Origin of the sequence: Maribrevibacterium harenarium (genome assembly GCF_006385675.1) — a bacterium.
Classification (GTDB): domain Bacteria; phylum Pseudomonadota; class Gammaproteobacteria; order Pseudomonadales; family Marinomonadaceae; genus Marinomonas; species Marinomonas harenarium.
Map to the genome: position 1 here is coordinate 1 of NZ_VFRR01000001.1, position 16,609 is coordinate 16,609.

General features: G+C 48.3%; 19 protein-coding genes and 2 tRNA genes. 19 read left to right on the forward strand and 2 right to left on the reverse strand.

The window, feature by feature from the left end:
• The first annotated feature begins 142 nt into the window (after positions 1–142).
• The 12 genes from ruvC (at position 143) to nadA (ending at position 8,432) form a co-directional block, all read left to right on the forward strand.
• A complete protein-coding gene (gene ruvC, locus FJM67_RS00005) occupies positions 143–697 on the forward strand; it encodes a crossover junction endodeoxyribonuclease RuvC (RefSeq protein WP_140586461.1) in 555 nt (184 codons plus the stop codon).
• A complete protein-coding gene (ruvA, locus tag FJM67_RS00010) occupies positions 694–1,293 on the forward strand; it encodes a Holliday junction branch migration protein RuvA (RefSeq protein WP_140586463.1) in 600 nt (199 codons plus the stop codon). Before ruvC ends, ruvA begins: the two co-directional genes overlap by 4 nt.
• Before the next feature lie 5 nt (positions 1,294–1,298).
• The gene (ruvB, locus tag FJM67_RS00015; protein ID WP_140586465.1) at positions 1,299–2,312 is read left to right on the forward strand and encodes a Holliday junction branch migration DNA helicase RuvB; all 1,014 of its coding nucleotides are present in this window, start codon (positions 1,299–1,301) and stop codon (positions 2,310–2,312) included.
• Positions 2,313–2,323: 11 nt separating this feature from the next.
• The gene (gene tolQ, locus FJM67_RS00020) at positions 2,324–3,001 is read left to right on the forward strand and encodes a protein TolQ (protein ID WP_140586466.1); all 678 of its coding nucleotides are present in this window, start codon (positions 2,324–2,326) and stop codon (positions 2,999–3,001) included.
• Positions 3,001–3,423: a protein TolR gene (tolR, locus tag FJM67_RS00025; RefSeq protein ID WP_140586468.1), complete on the forward strand. Its 423-nt coding sequence runs from the start codon at positions 3,001–3,003 to the stop codon at positions 3,421–3,423. Before tolQ ends, tolR begins: the two co-directional genes overlap by 1 nt.
• Positions 3,420–4,412: a cell envelope integrity protein TolA gene (gene tolA, locus FJM67_RS00030; protein WP_235889950.1), complete on the forward strand. Its 993-nt coding sequence runs from the start codon at positions 3,420–3,422 to the stop codon at positions 4,410–4,412. Before tolR ends, tolA begins: the two co-directional genes overlap by 4 nt.
• On the forward strand, positions 4,412–5,713 hold the full coding sequence (gene tolB, locus FJM67_RS00035; RefSeq protein ID WP_140586470.1) for a Tol-Pal system beta propeller repeat protein TolB: 1,302 nt from the start codon (positions 4,412–4,414) through the stop codon (positions 5,711–5,713). The genes tolA and tolB overlap by 1 nt, the downstream gene beginning before the upstream one ends.
• A gap of 21 nt (positions 5,714–5,734) precedes the next feature.
• Positions 5,735–6,325 carry a peptidoglycan-associated lipoprotein Pal gene (gene pal, locus FJM67_RS00040; protein WP_140586471.1) on the forward strand — a complete coding sequence of 197 codons (591 nt, stop codon included), beginning with the start codon at positions 5,735–5,737 and terminating at the stop codon, positions 6,323–6,325.
• Positions 6,325–7,131 carry a tol-pal system protein YbgF gene (ybgF, locus tag FJM67_RS00045; protein ID WP_140586473.1) on the forward strand — a complete coding sequence of 269 codons (807 nt, stop codon included), beginning with the start codon at positions 6,325–6,327 and terminating at the stop codon, positions 7,129–7,131. The genes pal and ybgF overlap by 1 nt, the downstream gene beginning before the upstream one ends.
• 44 nt (positions 7,132–7,175) lie before the next feature.
• Positions 7,176–7,251 (forward strand) — tRNA-Lys (locus FJM67_RS00050).
• Positions 7,252–7,273: 22 nt separating this feature from the next.
• A tRNA-Lys gene (locus tag FJM67_RS00055) sits at positions 7,274–7,349 on the forward strand.
• A 39-nt stretch (positions 7,350–7,388) separates the two neighbouring features.
• The gene (gene nadA / locus FJM67_RS00060; RefSeq protein WP_140586475.1) at positions 7,389–8,432 is read left to right on the forward strand and encodes a quinolinate synthase NadA; all 1,044 of its coding nucleotides are present in this window, start codon (positions 7,389–7,391) and stop codon (positions 8,430–8,432) included.
• Between the two features lie 15 nt (positions 8,433–8,447).
• Here nadA and FJM67_RS00065 read toward each other — a convergent pair whose 3' ends face one another.
• Positions 8,448–9,893, reverse strand: coding sequence for a M48 family metallopeptidase (locus FJM67_RS00065; RefSeq protein ID WP_140586476.1), 1,446 nt, complete (start codon positions 9,891–9,893; stop codon positions 8,448–8,450).
• Positions 9,894–9,921: 28 nt separating this feature from the next.
• Between FJM67_RS00065 and FJM67_RS00070 the strand changes: the two genes are divergently transcribed.
• Positions 9,922–10,170: a sulfurtransferase TusA family protein gene (locus FJM67_RS00070; RefSeq protein WP_181161388.1), complete on the forward strand. Its 249-nt coding sequence runs from the start codon at positions 9,922–9,924 to the stop codon at positions 10,168–10,170.
• Positions 10,170–11,240: an AI-2E family transporter gene (locus FJM67_RS00075; protein ID WP_140586480.1), complete on the forward strand. Its 1,071-nt coding sequence runs from the start codon at positions 10,170–10,172 to the stop codon at positions 11,238–11,240. The genes FJM67_RS00070 and FJM67_RS00075 overlap by 1 nt, the downstream gene beginning before the upstream one ends.
• A 48-nt stretch (positions 11,241–11,288) precedes the next feature.
• Here FJM67_RS00075 and bcp read toward each other — a convergent pair whose 3' ends face one another.
• Entirely contained in the window at positions 11,289–11,738 is a 450-nt protein-coding gene (gene bcp / locus FJM67_RS00080) for a thioredoxin-dependent thiol peroxidase (protein WP_140586481.1), read from the reverse strand.
• Between the two features lie 171 nt (positions 11,739–11,909).
• On the opposite strand from bcp, the gene dapA reads away from it, so the two are divergent.
• The 5 genes from dapA (at position 11,910) to FJM67_RS00105 (ending at position 16,603) form a co-directional block, all read left to right on the forward strand.
• Positions 11,910–12,791, forward strand: a complete 882-nt coding sequence (gene dapA, locus FJM67_RS00085; RefSeq protein WP_140586483.1) for a 4-hydroxy-tetrahydrodipicolinate synthase — start codon at positions 11,910–11,912, stop codon at positions 12,789–12,791.
• Complete coding sequence (locus tag FJM67_RS00090; RefSeq protein ID WP_140586485.1) at positions 12,784–13,866, forward strand: hypothetical protein; 1,083 nt, start codon at positions 12,784–12,786, stop codon at positions 13,864–13,866. Before dapA ends, FJM67_RS00090 begins: the two co-directional genes overlap by 8 nt.
• A gap of 37 nt (positions 13,867–13,903) precedes the next feature.
• The gene (gene purC / locus FJM67_RS00095; RefSeq protein ID WP_140586487.1) at positions 13,904–14,620 is read left to right on the forward strand and encodes a phosphoribosylaminoimidazolesuccinocarboxamide synthase; all 717 of its coding nucleotides are present in this window, start codon (positions 13,904–13,906) and stop codon (positions 14,618–14,620) included.
• A 68-nt stretch (positions 14,621–14,688) separates the two neighbouring features.
• On the forward strand, positions 14,689–15,930 hold the full coding sequence (locus FJM67_RS00100) for a lipoprotein-releasing ABC transporter permease subunit (protein ID WP_140586488.1): 1,242 nt from the start codon (positions 14,689–14,691) through the stop codon (positions 15,928–15,930).
• Positions 15,923–16,603: an ABC transporter ATP-binding protein gene (locus FJM67_RS00105; protein ID WP_140586490.1), complete on the forward strand. Its 681-nt coding sequence runs from the start codon at positions 15,923–15,925 to the stop codon at positions 16,601–16,603. Before FJM67_RS00100 ends, FJM67_RS00105 begins: the two co-directional genes overlap by 8 nt.
• Positions 16,604–16,609 lie beyond the last annotated feature (6 nt).

Consider the following 16,609-nt stretch of genomic DNA (forward strand, 5'->3'; position numbering starts at 1 on the left):
AATATCTACCCCACTATCTCAGCTGGTTCCGGTATATGAAGCAGAATGAAAAGTCAGATCAAGGTCTGCTGTTTGCTGCTATGACCAACACCTAACTACAACACAGCCTCAAATATACAGTATAAGGTGCAGGAGTAAAAAATTGACAAGAATACTGGCGATAGACCCAGGCTCACGCTTGACTGGTTTTGGGATAATTGATGTGGACGGCAGCCAGCGCAAATACGTGACTTGCGGTACAATTCGTTTGCCTGAGGGAAATCTGGCAGACAAGTTGCGCTTAATCTTCCAGTCCGTTAGTCATATTATCGACGAATATACGCCCCATGAATTTGCGATAGAGGAAGTCTTCTTGGCGAAAAACGCTAATTCAGCGTTAAAACTGGGTCAAGCTCGCGGGGCGGCGATTGTAGCGGCTGCAAATGCGGGCTTAGATGTCTGTGAATATGCAGCCAGGCGGGTAAAGCAGTCCGTAACTGGCAGTGGTAATGCCGACAAAAGTCAGATTCAGGCGATGGTGAAGTTGCTGTTAAAACTTGAAGTAGAGCCCCAAGTCGACGCGGCTGATGCTTTAGCAATCGCCTTGTGTCACGCCAGTACTCGAACGGCATTAGGTATAGAATACGGTAAAGGAAAGCGAGCTGGGCGTAGCGCCAAGCGTTGGCAATTGTCAGATGTTAGGAATATAAATAAATGATCGGCAGAATAAGTGGTACCTTGCTAGAGAAAATGCCGCCGGAATTGCTGGTAGATGTGAACGGGGTTGGGTACGAGTTGTTTGCATCAATGAATACGATTTATGAAATGCCTCAGGTAGGCGGGCAAGTGGTATTGCATACCCATTTGCAGGTAAAGGAAGATGGTCATACTCTGTTTGGCTTTTACACCAAGGATGAAAGGGCGTTGTTTCGAATCCTAATAAAGGTGAATGGCATCGGCCCGAAAATGGCGCTGTCTATTTTATCGAGCATGAATGCCAGCGAGTTGGTAGAGGCTGTACAAGAATCCCAGGTTGCCGCCCTCACTAAGATCCCCGGTGTCGGTAAGCGCACCGCAGAGCGTCTAGTGGTAGAATTGCGCGATAAGCTAGGGGCTGCCGCTAAGCAAGACCTATTTTCTCCCGGTGTAGTAGTGCAAAAGGTGCAATCAGATCCCCGTCAAGAAGCGGAAGCAGCGTTGATTGCTCTTGGTTACAAACCCCAAGAGGCAGCCAAGATGATAGCGGCGTTACCAAAGGACAGTAGTGATAGCGAAACCTTAATCAAGTTAGCGCTTAAGAGTATGTTGAGGTAACCACATTGATTGAATATGACCGCATCGTCAGTGGAGAAGTACGTGGCTCAGAAGGGCAAGTCGATCGTGCAATTCGTCCCCAAAGCCTTGGTGAGTACATTGGGCAGCCGGTAGTTAAGGAGCAAATGGGGATTTTTATCGAAGCGGCTCGTCAGCGTGGAGAACCGCTCGATCACTCGTTAATATTTGGTCCTCCAGGGCTTGGTAAGACCACCTTAGCGAATATTATCGCCAATGAAATGGGTGCGGAAATTCGTACGACTTCAGGGCCAGTCTTAGAACGAGCAGGTGACTTGGCTGCTCTACTGACTAATTTAAATGAGGGGGATGTGCTCTTTATTGACGAGATACATCGTCTAAGTCCAGCGATCGAGGAAGTGCTGTACCCTGCTATGGAGGACTATCAAATAGATATCATGATCGGAGAGGGGCCAGCAGCTAGGTCGATCAAAATTGATATTCCACCCTTTACCTTAGTGGGCGCAACAACTAGAGCGGGCTTGCTGACGTCGCCGTTGCGCGATCGTTTCGGTATTGTGCAACGTTTGGAGTTTTATGATGTCGAAGCATTGACTCAAATTGTTGCACGTTCTGCGGGTAAACTTGGTGTAAATTTAGATCCAACAGGCTGCTATGAGGTCGCAAGGCGATCCCGTGGTACACCACGCATAGCGAACCGCTTGCTGCGACGTGTGCGCGATGTGGCACAGGTATCTGGTGAGGCAATAGTTGGCCAAGCGGTTGCCCAACGCGCCTTAGATATGTTAAGTGTAGATTGTCAGGGGTTCGACCATCTGGATCGTCGTATGTTGTTGACTATGATCGAGAAGTTTGACGGTCGCCCAGTCGGCTTGGATAGCATTGCCGCGGCAGTCGGGGAAGATAAAGACACAATCGAAGATGTGATTGAACCGTTTTTAATTCAGCAGGGCTACGTGATTCGTACACCCCGTGGAAGGCAAGTCACCAAGCGCGCCTATGAACATTTTAATTATCAATTACCAGAAGATTTAGGTTAGAGGAAGAGTACATGTCCATTTGGGGTCTAATTGCCAGTGCAAGTCTAGTGGTGCAGCTGGTTATGCTGGTGTTGTTGTTAGCCTCGGTATTTTCTTGGGTGGTTATTTTTCAGCGGATCAGAGTGCTGAAACGGGCGCGTAAAGTGCGCAGTCAATTTGAGGATATGTTCTGGTCTGGGACTGACCTAAATAAGCTCTATCACCAACTTAATCTTGAAGGTCGAAAAGTAGAAGGCATCGAAAATATCTTCACCGCCGGTATTAAAGAGTTTGCTCGTCTGCGTAAGCATTCTGGGGTAGATCCCGATGCGGTTATGGGGGGCGTGGAGCGAGCCATGAAAGTGGCCCTATATCGTGAAGAAGAGCGTCTTGATCAGCATTTACCTTTCTTGGCAACAGTTGGCTCGATTAGTCCCTATATTGGTCTGTTTGGTACTGTGTGGGGGATTATGCATGCATTCCTTGGCTTGGCTGAAGTACAACAAGCGACGCTAGCAACCGTTGCGCCGGGTATCGCCGAGGCTTTGATTGCGACAGCGATTGGTCTAGCGGCAGCGATTCCGGCGGTAGTTGCTTACAATCGATTCTCTGCGGGTGCGGATTCTCTGGTCTCTTCTTATGAAAACTTTGCTGATGAGTTTTCAAGTGTCTTGCATCGTCAAGTGCATGCCCGTGATGGAGGCGTTTAATGGCTCGTAGTAGACGACGGGGTAAGCGTAAACAAGTCGCAGAGATTAACGTCGTACCTTACATTGACGTCATGCTCGTGTTGTTGGTCATTTTCATGGTCACGGCACCGATGCTGACGCAAGGGGTCGATGTGGAGTTGCCGAATGCAAACGCCACACCTATCGAGTCCGACAATTCTGATGTACTGATTGCCTCTGTGGATCGCGATGGTCAGTACTATATTGACATCGGAGGAGAGCAAGCTCCCCTAGGTTTAGAGGAATTAAAAGACAGGGTGCGTAAAGTGTTGGCCCAAAACCCTAGTTTGCCTGTTTTGGTACGAGGCGACAAAAATGTTTCCTACGGTGATGTGGTGGGGCTTATGGTCGCTCTGCAAGGTGCCGGTGTGCAGAATATTGGTTTGGTGACTGAGCCTGAATGAAGATGAAGTGGCGAGATAGAGACGGATATGGCTTACCTGTCATGCTGGCCGTGGGCTTACACCTATCGGTGGTGTTAGTCGGTGTTGCTGTGGCTGCTTGGGATGGCAGTGAGGTCACTCCGCCGAAACGTCCTCCGATAGTGAATGCAACAGTAATAGACGTATCGCAGACTATTATTGGCCAGCGAGAAGCAGAGCAAGCTGCTCAGGCAGCCGCTCAAGCGGCTGAGGCTGCGCGGAAGAAACAAGAGCAACAACGAATCGAACAGCAAAAGCGCGCCGCCGCAGAACAAAAGCGTCAGGCTGAAGCTGAACGAAAAAAACAGGAAACAGCTCGGCAGCAAGCAGAAGCGAAGCGTCAAGCTGAGCTAGAAAAACAACGCCAAGCAGAAGCTCAAAAACGTCAGGCAGAGCAGCAGCGTCAGGCAGAACAGCGTAAGCAAGCCGAAGCAGAGGCCAAAAAGCTTGCCGAACAACGGCGTCAGGCAGAGCAACAACGTTTGGCCCGCGAAGCAAAACAGCGTCAAGAAGAGGCTCGTCGCCAGGAGCAAGAACGCCAAGCTCAGTTGGAGCGAGAGCGGCAGGAGCAGGCGGCTCGAGAGGCTGCTGAACAGCAAAGACAGGCAGAAGAAGCCTTGAAGCGGGCAGTCGCGGAAGAGGAAGCGCGTAAGCAAGCGGTGGCTGAACAGCAAATGGTTCAGTCAATTAGTAGTTTAATAAATCAGAGAGTCACCGACGCTTGGATAAGGCCACCGAATGCGCGTAATGGAATGAAGACTAAGCTGCGTATCTACTTCTTGCCCAATGGTGAAGTCAATAACGTGCAGGTGTTAGAGCAAAGTGGCAATGGTCTATTTGACCAGCGGGCCGTGGATGCTGTCTACAAAGTAGGACGAATCGAGGAATTGTCGGAAGTGGATCCCTATATTTTTGAACGAAACTTCCGTCAAGTAGACTTATTGTTTAACCCACAAGACTTGAGAAACTAATGAATTTTAGAAATATTGGCCTTATATTGCTTCTGCTCGTAGCTGGCTTGGTGCAGCGAGCGCATGCGCAATTAGTCATTGAGATTACCAGTGGTGCTGATCAACTATTGCCCATTGCTGTTGTGCCCTTCGATGACGCAACCGCTCAGCCTTTGCCTGTTGATGTGGCGGAGATTATTGAAAATGACTTATTGCGCAGCGGGGTGTTTGAAACGATTCCTCGACGCAACATGATCAGCAGACCGAGTGACGCTAAAGATGTCCATTTCCGTGATTGGCGTCTTTTGCGTGCTGATTACGTGTTAGTTGGACAAGTGCTGAAAACTGCCCAAGATCGCTACCGCGTTGTCTACGAGCTGATGAATGTGGCGACAGAGCAGCGTGTCGGTAAAAAGGAGGGCATTGATGTGGCGGGTGCTAACCTGCGTGATGCCGCTCACTATGTGTCCGATAAAATTTATGAGCAGCTTACGGGTATCCGGGGCGCATTTAGTACGCGGATATTGTACGTGACAGCCGAAGGGGATCGGCTAGCACCTACCTTTAAATTGCAGGTGGCGGACGCAGATGGTCATCGGCCTCAAGTTGTGGTGGAGTCGAAAGAGCCTATTCTCTCTCCGTCATGGAGCCACGACGGTAAATTTATTGCCTATGTTATGTTCCGCAATCGTCGTCCGAATATATTTATTCAAGAGCTGGCGACTGGTAAACAGGAGCGATTGGCCCAGTTTCCAGGATTAAACGGTGCCCCCGCATGGTCTCCGGATGGGAAAAAATTAGCCGTTGTTTTATCGAAGGACGACAACCCCGAGATTTACGTACTAGATATTGTCACTAAAAAGCTAACCCGTATGACTAACCACTATGCAATTGATACAGAGCCTAGCTGGGAGCCGGATGGCAAGGGCATCATCTTCACCTCTGATCGTGGTGGTAATCCACAAATTTACCGCTTAGATGTGGATAGCAAGGAAGTAGAACGGGTTACCTTCGAGGGGGAATTGAACACCCGCGCTCGTTTGACTCCAGACGGTCGCTATCTTGTCACCGTACAAAAGAATGATGGCAGTTATCATATCGCCTTGCAGGATATGCGTAATGGTCGTGTACAAGTATTAACAGAGACCTATCTTGATGAGTCCCCAAGCATTGCTCCTAATGGTAGTATGGTGATGTATGCGACGACTCAGGGTAATAAAGGTATTCTTGCAGTAGTTTCCGTTGATGGATTGGTAAAATATAAGTTACCATCAGCAGATGGTGACGTGCGAGAGCCTGCTTGGTCTCCGTATTTCAAATAGAAGCGCATTAAGGAGCGACTAATGAGTGTAAAAAAACTGGGTAAGTTTGCAGTAGTTGGTTTGTCTGCTGCGTGGTTGGCAGGCTGTAGCACAACGGCAACTGAAGCAGATTCTGCTACGACAGCAGAAGAAAATGCAGCAACCACCGAAGAGCAGGCTGCTGCTGGGACTGATGCTGCTGGTGATCAGGCATTTGGTGCAGGTGGTGAATCCTCTGTGTCCAGCACTATCATCGTTGACGAAGAAGCGGCTGCACAACAGGCACAGCAAGACCTACTTGCAGGTGTTGATACGGTATTCTACTTCGATTTCGATAAATCAATCGTTCGTCCAGAAGCTCGTGAAGCGTTAGCGAAACATGCTCAATTCCTAGTGGCTAATCCTGATGCTCGCATCGTTTTAGAAGGTCATGCCGATGAGCGCGGTACCCGTGAGTACAACATGGCTTTGGGTGAGCGTCGTGCAAAAGCGGTTAGCCGTTATCTGACTATCCAAGGTGTTGCTGCCTCTCAAATCGAGACAGTAAGCTTTGGTGAAGAAGTACCAGTTGCGTTTGGTCATGACGAGTCTTCTTGGCAGTTAAACCGTCGTGTAGAAGTACGTTACGAGTAATGATAGCGATAAAGAAGCAGGCATCTGCTTGTGTATTAGGGCTGGCGCTGTTTACAGCGCCAGCTGCTAATGCAGAAGGCGCAGCCTTGTCCCCCAATGCGGCAGCAGACTTGCTATATCAGCTGGAAATGCTGCAACAGGAAGTTTCTTCCCTTCGAGGTCGACTTGAAGAGCAAGAACATGAGTTAAACAAGATGCGTGAGCGTCAGCGTGATCGGTACGTTGACTTGGATCGTAGAATTTCCCTGTTGTTAACTCAGCAAGCCCAGTCCCCTGTGGTAGGTACCGCTGTTGTGTCTGAAGCAGACAGTTCACCCGATGTGGCGACTCCGACTGTAGTCGCGTCTCCCGTTGTCACGGGTTCAGTTGCTACTGCCCCTGTTGCTTCTGTGTCCGTCGCTACCGCTCCCGTGGTGTTGCAGGCTCCGGCAGCAAATGTGGAAGAGTCCTACAAAGCGGCCTATGAGCTGATACGCAATAAGCAGTTTGATCAGGCGAAAGCGGCATTTGAGCAGTTTGTTCAGCAGCACCCCAATGTTACGTTAACAGGCAATGCCTATTACTGGTTAGGTGAATTAGAGCTTGTTTTGGGTAATCCGGCCGCTGCAATCAACCAGTTCTCAGTTGTTGTTAACAAATTTGTGGGGCACTCTAAAGTGGCTGATGCCACCTATAAGCTAGGTATCGTGTCCGACCAAATAGGTCAGCAGGATATTGCTGTTCAATACATGCAGCGCGTGGTTTCTGACTTTCCTGATAGTTCGGCAGCGACAAAAGCGACTGCTTATTTGACTAATTTGAAATAAAAGCTTGCAATTCAATGGGATGTCATTAAGATACGCAACCCGTTGGGTCGTTAGCTCAGTTGGTAGAGCAGTTGACTTTTAATCAATTGGTCACTGGTTCGAATCCAGTACGACCCACCAACTTTTCCTTTTTATGATCGATGGGTCGTTAGCTCAGTTGGTAGAGCAGTTGACTTTTAATCAATTGGTCACTGGTTCGAATCCAGTACGACCCACCATCATCTTCCTTTAGTCGCCATTTCCTCAAGGGGATGATCATGTCTGACGTGGTAGATAAGATCGCACTTCGCGAGACGGTTCAGAAATTCCTTTCTGAAGCAGAACACGCTATTCAAGCTCCTTCTATTGATACCGCTGAGTTACGCGCCGAGATTAAGCAGCTGTTAAAGCAAAAAGATGCCGTTCTCGTTGCGCACTACTACACAGACGATGCGATACAAGAACTGGCTGAAGAAACAGGTGGTATCATCGCAGACTCGCTAGAGATGGCTCGCTTTGGCGCCAATCATCCGGCGAAGACTTTGATTGTTGCTGGTGTTAAGTTCATGGGCGAGACCGCAAAAATTCTCAGTCCAGAAAAAACCGTACTGATGCCAACGCTAGAGGCCACTTGCTCCCTAGATATCGGCTGTCCCGCAGAAGAATTTTCCGCGTTTTGTGATGCCCATCCAGATAGAACAGTGGTTGTATATGCTAATACTTCCGCTGCGGTTAAAGCTCGTGCAGATTGGGTGGTTACTTCTGCTATAGCGCTAGATGTGGTGCAGTACTTATCCGATCGCGGTGAAAAAGTGCTTTGGGCACCTGATCAGCACCTTGGTGGTTACGTACAACAACAGACCGGCGCCGATATGGTGTTGTGGGATGGTGCCTGTATTGTGCACGAAGAGTTTAAAGCCAAAGGGATCTTAGACCTTAAAGCGGTTTATCCTGATGCGGCGATCCTAGTGCACCCAGAATCCCCAGATGCGGTAGTCGAAATCGCGGATGTAGTCGGTTCAACTTCTCAATTGCTGAAAGCGTCCCAGCAGATGGATAACGATACTTTTATCGTCGCTACTGACAGGGGCATTTTCTATAAAATGAAACAGGCTTCTCCTGGTAAACGTTTCGTGGAAGCGCCAACGGCTGGTTCAGGAGCTACCTGTCGCAGCTGTGCTCACTGCCCGTGGATGGCTCTAAACTCCCTTGAGCTATTGCGTAACGCCTTGAGAGATGGAAGTGGTGCTATCGAAGTCGATGAGGCGACGCGCATTGGGGCGTTGAAGCCATTGCAACGCATGTTAGACTTTAGCAAGTAGTCATTTAATAAGCCCTCAATTGAAGAGGGCTTGATCAATTTCCAGTCCTTTCATTTTTTCGTACTGACTCCTAAGTTCAAGGCTGCGGTAGTGGCTACTATCAACGTTCAACGCATCTTGCAAATAGCGCAAGGCCAGTTCCGTATTGCCATTCCAGTAGGCTTGTTCAGCTTTAATCGTATACAGCATCGCTTCATCGTTATTATTTCGGGCGGCAACAAGATTGCCCCGTAGGCGTTGTTCTATTTGGTAACGATAGGCCTCGGTTGTTGCTGCAATATAAGGAAGTCCAGGCTGTATAAGATGCAGTAGTGTTGTCATGGTGAGATTGTTTGGCGCAATTTGTAGTTGTCTGGTTAGCCAAGTTTTTGCCCGTAACTCTTGTTGGGATTGCAGCCACACCTGTAATTGGAGATAGCTAGTAAACTCATTTTCGCTAGTTATTTGGTCGAGATGCTGCTGAGATTTCTCGATTTGATCTAGCAGTAGCGCTAGCAAGGCTAATGCAAAATGCTGACTATCCGGAGAAGTAACTTGGCTTTTTAAATAGGGCTCTGGGTTATCCACGAGCGCTGCTCGGTACGCCAACAGGGTAGCTCGAAAATAGCGGAAAGAAGCGTCGGAGTTTGCGGCGAAGGAGGGTTGACTCGTTATGCGATTATCCTCTGGCGTCAGTTGGTCGGCGGCGCGACTGAGTGGGAGGGGGTGAGTATAGAGGAATTCTAAGTCTGGATTGGCTTGGCTTTGTGCGGAAAGTCCTAGTAACAAACGAGTCATCCCCGATGGCGCCTTGCCAGCCATACGCAGAAGTTCTCGGCCTCGACGATCAGCTTCACGTTCGTGATCCCTTGAATAGGACAATAGATTACTTGCTTGATTGGCGGCGCCACCAATGGCAATCGAAGTGCCCGCTTCCGCACTGCCATTCGCCGCCGCAAATATGCCTGCAAGCATCAGTGCTAGCGCCTGGCGTTGCTCATTCGCGCGCTGTTGTTGTCCCCTTTCATAATGACTGAGCTCTAAATGGGCCAGTTCGTGGGCAAGAAGTCCCATAAGGCTGTCTTCTTGGTCGATTAGAACCAAAATGTCGCTATAGATAAATAGGTGATTGCCGGGAATCACGAAGGCATTAGTCTGTCGGCTGTTGAGTAATGCGATATCCACCATTTTATTGGTCAGTTGCGAGTAGGGTGTCAACTCAGCCAGCTTAAGACGGAGATAATCGTAAGCTGGGGGAAAATCTATTAATCCAGGGCTTGAAGATATCTTGCGAAACCAATGGTGCCCTAACACAAAGCTAGGGTTAGTTAGGCTGCGCTCATCCGCTTTCGGGATGAGATCAGGTAGTTGGCTGCCGGAGTAGGGGGAGCTAAAAACACTAGTGCTAACCAATCCAACCAATAAAAATGCGGTAAATAGTGGTTTGTTAACCTTGCTGACAAGTAAAAAAAATAGTCTCATAAAGCCCACTGTTCAGGAGTCAATGGTAATGTTGCAAACAGAGTTAGAGTATGACCTATTAGTGGATGCGAGAGAAGATCGCTGTCCAATGCCATTACTAAAGGCCAAGTTGGCGTTGGCGAAATGTCAGCCCGGTCAAATCATTTGTTTGATGGCGACCGATGAGGGTTCTTTGCAAGATGTGCCACGTTATCTGGATATGGTTTCCCATCGACTGTTAGAGCAGGCGATGGTAGAAGATTGTTGTTACTTTCTAATAGAGAAGGGAGTCGCTTGATGTTTAAGGTTGTTGACAGTCTCATTAAGCGTTACTTGTCTAACGAAGAAGTCGTTATATTTATACTGTTACTACTCGCTGGCTTAGGCGTTCTGGCTTTTTGGGGAGGGATTCTTGCGCCGGTGCTCATCGCCATCGTGCTGGCGTTCCTTATGCAAGGAGTTGTCAACAAGCTCAAAGGCTTTGGATTAGGCCATACGGTTGCCGTCTCTATTGTCTTTCTGGTCTTTATGGCTGCCTTTGGTTTGTTTATCGGTTTCATGATACCGATCGCGTGGCGTCAAGCGGTAAAGCTCGTGAATGATTTGCCCCGTATGGTCGGCGAGTTGCAAGATCTGGTAGATATGTTTGCTTTGCAAAATATCGACTACATTAGCCAATCTGCACTGAATGAAGTGATTAATACGATTACGGCAGAGGTTGCCAATCTCGGCCAGTGGTTAGTTTCCTTTTCCTTGTCGAGCATTCCATCTCTTTTTTCCTTGCTGATTTATCTAGTTTTAGTTCCTATCGTCATGTTTTTCTTAATGAAGGATCAGGATCGCATCATTGCTTACCTGACTTCTTGGTTGCCAAAAGAGCGACGGATGATGAACATGATTGCCCACGAAATGAATGATCAGATCGCCAACTACATTCGTGGCAAATTTATTGAAATGGTCGTTGTGGGGATCGTTTCCTACATCGTATTTTTGTACTTTGACCTACGCTACGCCGAGCTAATGGGATTGTTAGTGGGTCTATCCGTGCTTATTCCCTATATTGGAGCAGCGGCGGTTACGGTGCCGGTTGCACTGGTTGCCTTCTATCAATTTGGGGCAACAAACGAATTTCTGTATGTGTTTGGAGCTTATTTGGTAGTGCAGGCTCTAGATGGCAATGTATTGGTGCCAGTGTTGTTCTCCGAGGCGGTGAACTTGCATCCGGTAGCCATTATTGTGGCCGTGTTGATATTTGGTGGGTTGTGGGGTTTTTGGGGGGTGTTCTTCGCTATCCCGTTAGCCACGCTAGTGAAAGCCATAATTAACGCCTGGCCAAAGGGGCATGATTACGAAGCGGATCAGAGTTAGTTTGGAAATATTGCGCACGAGGAGGTTTATCCTCGTGCGCTCAAGTTGCTAGGCGAGAATTTGTTCAGCGTGTTCTTTGGTTTTGACTTTGCTGATTATATCCGCAATTTTACCCTCTTCATCAATAATGAAGGTGGTACGAACCGTTCCCATGTACTCTTTACCCATGAATTTCTTTAGTTGCCAAGTACCGTATAGGTCATGCACGCTGTGATCTTCATCGGCGATTAACGTGAAAGGTAATTCATTCTTGGCGATGAAATTTTGGTGGCGTTTTGGTGAGTCGGTGCTGATGCCAAGCACCACAAACCCTTTACCTGTCAGAGCGTCAATGTTGTCACGCAAGTTACAGGCCTGAGCAGTACAACCTGGCGTAGAGTCCTTCGGGTAAAAATACAATACCACTTTTTTGCCACGGTAATCCGATAGACTAATCATCTCGCCGTTTTGGTTGGGGGCGGTAAAGTCTGGGGCCATCTGCCCGATCTCAATGCTCATATTTTGCTCCATTCGGTTTGGATGAATTGTGTATTCAGTGAACTTACGGTGGAAATGATGAAATGGATGGGCTGACAAAGCAAATTTTCCTACTAGTTTTGGGTAGAATTGTTGTCAGTCCCTAAGGCCAACGTTACTATTAGCACGCATTTTCTAATCGGAGGTTTCCACATGATCACAGGTAGTTTAGTAGCCCTTATCACCCCAATGACCGACAGCGGTGACGTTGATAAGGTTAAGCTTGATGATCTGGTGGAGTTCCACATAGCCAACGGTACTCATGGCATTGTCGCGGTGGGTACAACGGGCGAATCAGCAACACTAACTTACGATGAACATGCGGACGTGATCCGTCAAGTGGTGACTAAGGTTGCTGGTCGCGTTCCTGTGATTGCGGGTACTGGCGCTAACTCAACCCACGAGGCGATTGATTTAACTAAGCGTGCCAAGGAAGCAGGGGCTGACGCTTGTTTGTTAGTGACGCCTTATTACAACAAGCCTACTCAAGAAGGCTTATTTCAACACTTCAAGGCCATCGCTGAGGCAGTTGATATCCCTCAGATTCTGTACAATGTACCAGGCCGAACAGCTTGCGATATGAGCAATGAAACCACTTTGCGTTTGTCTAAGTTGAATAATATCGTTGGTATCAAAGACGCTACCGGTGATTTAGAGCGGGGTAAGGCTCTGATTGAACAAGCGCCAGAAGATTTTGCCGTTTACTCCGGTGACGATGCAACGGCTGTTGGGCTCATGTTATTGGGAGGTAAAGGTAACATCTCCGTTACTGCCAACGTGGCACCTAAGCAAGTTGCACAAGCAGCGGAAGCTGCGTTAGCCGGCAATAGCGAACTAGCCCGTGAAATCGATGGTGGAATTAGCCCATTGCATAGCAACCTTTTCTTAGAGTCAAACCCGATACCAGTAAAATGGGCATGCGCCGAGCTCGGCCTCTGTGGTTTCGGTATCCGTTTGCCGTTGACGCCTTTATCAGATGTTCATCATGAAGCAGTGCGTCAAGCCTTACGCGTAGCGGGAGTGGCGCGTGATTAAGTCTTTTTCTGTATTGATTATGCCACTAGCGTTGATTGCTAGTGGCTGTGCGGTAGTAAAAGATCACGGGCTAGATTATCAATCTGCCGCTGTGAATGAGACTAAGCTCGTACTGCCAGAGGATGCCCAAGCGCCAGTTGATAAGTTGGTTATCCCTAACGACGGCAAAGTTGCAACCCTCACTCCAACGGGTGATTTCAGTGCTCCTAGAGCTCAGATGATTTATCAGTCATTGGGTGGAGCGGACATCTTCCTGTCAGAGAGTTCGGTAAATCTGCACTTTGATCAGCCTACGACTCGTGTATTGGCGACTCTGAAAGGATACTGGCGCGATAATTATGAAATTGAGTTGGAAGAACAAACAATAGAAAATGGTGCGACTACCCTAGTTACAGCTCCTGTTCAGCTTCAAGAGCAAGGGGGCTGGGCAGCACTTTGGAGTAAGATCACCCGACTTTACCCAGACAAGTATCAATTTCGCTATGTTCTCCAAGGTCACGAGAACCTAACCGAAGTCACGGTGTCCATGGCGAAAGTGGTTGAAGGAGAAGACGAAGTTTGGCTATCGCCAGTGGCTGATGAACTTGCTCTAAGAGAAACTGTACGTTCTTGGTCTAAAATTGGTCGCCGTAGTTTGGATGGTTCTGCGCTGCTGTCTGAGCAAACCACCATCGCCGGTGGCGGAAAGTACTGGGTAGATCATCAGCGTCTTTTCGCCATGAAACTCGATAGCGCTCAATTATCCGATGAGCAAGCCATTGCTAAGCTAGATGTACTTCCAGGCGTCTATCTCAGCCAGTCAGAGCAAGGGTATAGTTTATCCTTAGTGCCTGAGGAAAAAGTGGCTAGAGTAGGCGATATTGTGGATTTTACTCTTCCAACGGGAAACGGCGAGTCCGCTAAGTTATTTAAAGTAAAACGTCGCAACCTAAATGATGTGGATTGGCAACAGCGCCAATACCCAGTTACGGTACAGCGTCAGCCGAATGGTACTTTTATCCAGCTTGATACCAGCGCTGACAGTAATCCTGAATTAACGTCGTTCCGCTTGGCCTATCAGCTGACCCAACGATAATTTATTCCCTCACAGCAACACACTCGGAGACTGCTCAATGGAAAAACGACAAGAGCTCTATGCGGGCAAAGCAAAATCGGTATTTCGTACCGATGACCCAGATAGAATGGTACTTGTATTCCGTGACGATACATCAGCGTTTGATGGTAAAAAAGTTGAACAACTTGATCGTAAAGGCATGGTGAACAATAAGTTCAATGCTTTTATTATGACTAAATTGGCGCAAGCTGGTATTCCTACTCACTTTGAAAAGCTTCTTAGTGATAACGAGTCTTTGGTTAAGCGCTTGGATATGATGCCTATCGAGTGTGTTGTTCGTAACGTCGCTGCGGGTAGTCTCACTCGTCGTTTGGGTGTGCAAGAGGGAACCGAGTTAACACCGCCTACGTTTGAGCTATTCTTGAAAAACGATGCTTTGGGCGACCCAATGATCAACGAATCTCACGTTGAGGCGTTTGGTTGGGCGAAGCCTGAACACCTAGCAAAAGCGAAAGAGCTAACCTACCAAGTCAACGATGTGCTGAAAGCCTTGTTTGCTGAGGGCGGTATGATCTTGGTGGATTACAAACTAGAATTCGGTTTGTTCAACGGTGAAGTGGTGCTCGGCGATGAGTTTTCTCCAGACGGTTGTCGTCTGTGGGATGCAGAGACCAAAGAAAAAATGGACAAAGATCGTTTCCGCCAAGGTCTAGGCGGTGTGATCGAGGCCTATGAAGACGTGGGTCGTCGTATCGGTATCGATTTCGACGCCTAAGCGGTTTGCCAGTTAAGGAGGGGTAACCCTCCTTAGTTGTTTCTGACCAATACCTCCCTGGGACAAGCATGAATTTCCTTCCGGTAACCATTGGCTTACGTTACGCACGTGCCAAACGCAGTAATCATTTCATCTCCTTCATTAGTTTTTCCTCCATTGCGGGTCTCGCCCTAGGTGTGGCAGTGCTAATTACGGTACTGTCGGTAATGAATGGTTTCGATCGTGAGTTACGCCAGCGTATTCTGGGGATGGTGCCCCATGCCACTGTGTGGGGAGAACCCACATTGGATGACTGGCAGGAAACGGCACGGTTGGTCGAGGCGATGCCAGGGGTAGTGGCGGTGGCACCCCATACCCAGGCCCAGGTGATGTTTCAGTCTCAATATGGAGTGCATGGCGCTTTGCTCAATGGGATTGACCCGGCGTTAGAGCAAAAGGTATCCATCATTGGTAACCACATTAGTAGTGGGTCGTTGGATGGGCTCAATCAAACACGCTTTGGGATTATTCTGGGCGAGCAGTTGGCACGTATGTTGGGAGTTAAAGTCGGCGACAAGGTGACGGTCATATTGCCAAAGGCCAACGTTTCCATAGCAGGTATTACACCAACTCTGAAACGCTTCACGCTTGTAGGCACCTTTAAAGTAGGTGCTGAGTTAGATGCCTCGTTGGCATATATCAACATTAAAGACGCCGCCACCCTGAAGCGCTACACCGGTGATGGTGTTGAAGCCCTAAGAATAGCTTTTGACGATTTGTTTTCCGCACCAACCATGATTTGGGATATCGCCCGGGTAGTACCGGGACAGAACCGCGTTAGCGACTGGACTCGAACCCATGGTAATTTGTTTCAGGCAATCAAAATGGAAAAAACCATGATTGGTTTATTGCTGTTACTGATAGTGGCTGTGGCGGCGTTCAATATCGTTTCCACCTTAGTGATGGTGGTAACGGATAAGCGTACCGACATCGCCATTTTACGTACCATGGGGCTTACTTCTGGCCAAGTAATGGCGGTGTTTATCGTACAAGGAATTTTTATCGGACTGCTTGGTACCTTAATTGGCCTCGGTTTGGGGGTGGCAGCAGCGCTCAATGTGAGCGATGTGATCGCTTGGGTAGAAGGGATTATGGGGACTCAATTTCTTAATGGTGATGTGTACTTTATCAGTTATTTACCATCAGAATTACAATGGTCGGATGTGCGTTTTATTGTGATTAGTGCCTTCATTATGACGGTTATGGCTACGCTTTACCCGGCGTGGCGAGCTGCTAAAGTTCATCCTGCGGAGGCGTTGCGTTATGAATAATCCAGTTTTGCAATGCGAGCAGTTGGAAAAGAACTATCTTGATGGGCGAGATAATATTGCGGTAATTCGCGGTGTAGAGTTTGCCTTAGGAGCGGGGGAAGCTATTGCTATTGTGGGGGCTTCTGGTTCTGGCAAAACCACGTTATTAAACCTACTTGCGGGGTTAGATACGGCGTCTAAGGGAAGTGTGAAGCTTGGTGGCGTTGCTTGGGAAAGCTTATCTGATAAGGGGCGGTCAAAATTACGTAATCAGGATTTGGGCTTTGTGTATCAGTTTCATCATTTGCTGCCTGAGTTTTCGGCACTGGAAAATGTGATGATGCCTATGCTAATCAAGGGCATAGCTCGTAAAAAAGCTAGTGAGGAGGCGCAATCCCTATTAACAAGTGTGGGTCTGGCCCATCGCCTGCATCATCGTCCTTCAATGTTGTCCGGTGGAGAGCGTCAGCGCGTCGCTATCGCGCGGGCGTTAGCCAACCACCCTAAGTGTGTGTTAATGGATGAGCCAACAGGAAACCTAGATGAAACAACATCCCTAGAGATTCAGTCATTAATTGGCGAGCTCAAACGCCAATATGATATGGCGTTTGTAGTAGTAACCCATGACGAGCGTATGTTGGGGTGGATGGATCGTGCCTATCGCTTAACGGAAGGTAGGCTGGCATTAATGTGACCTAAG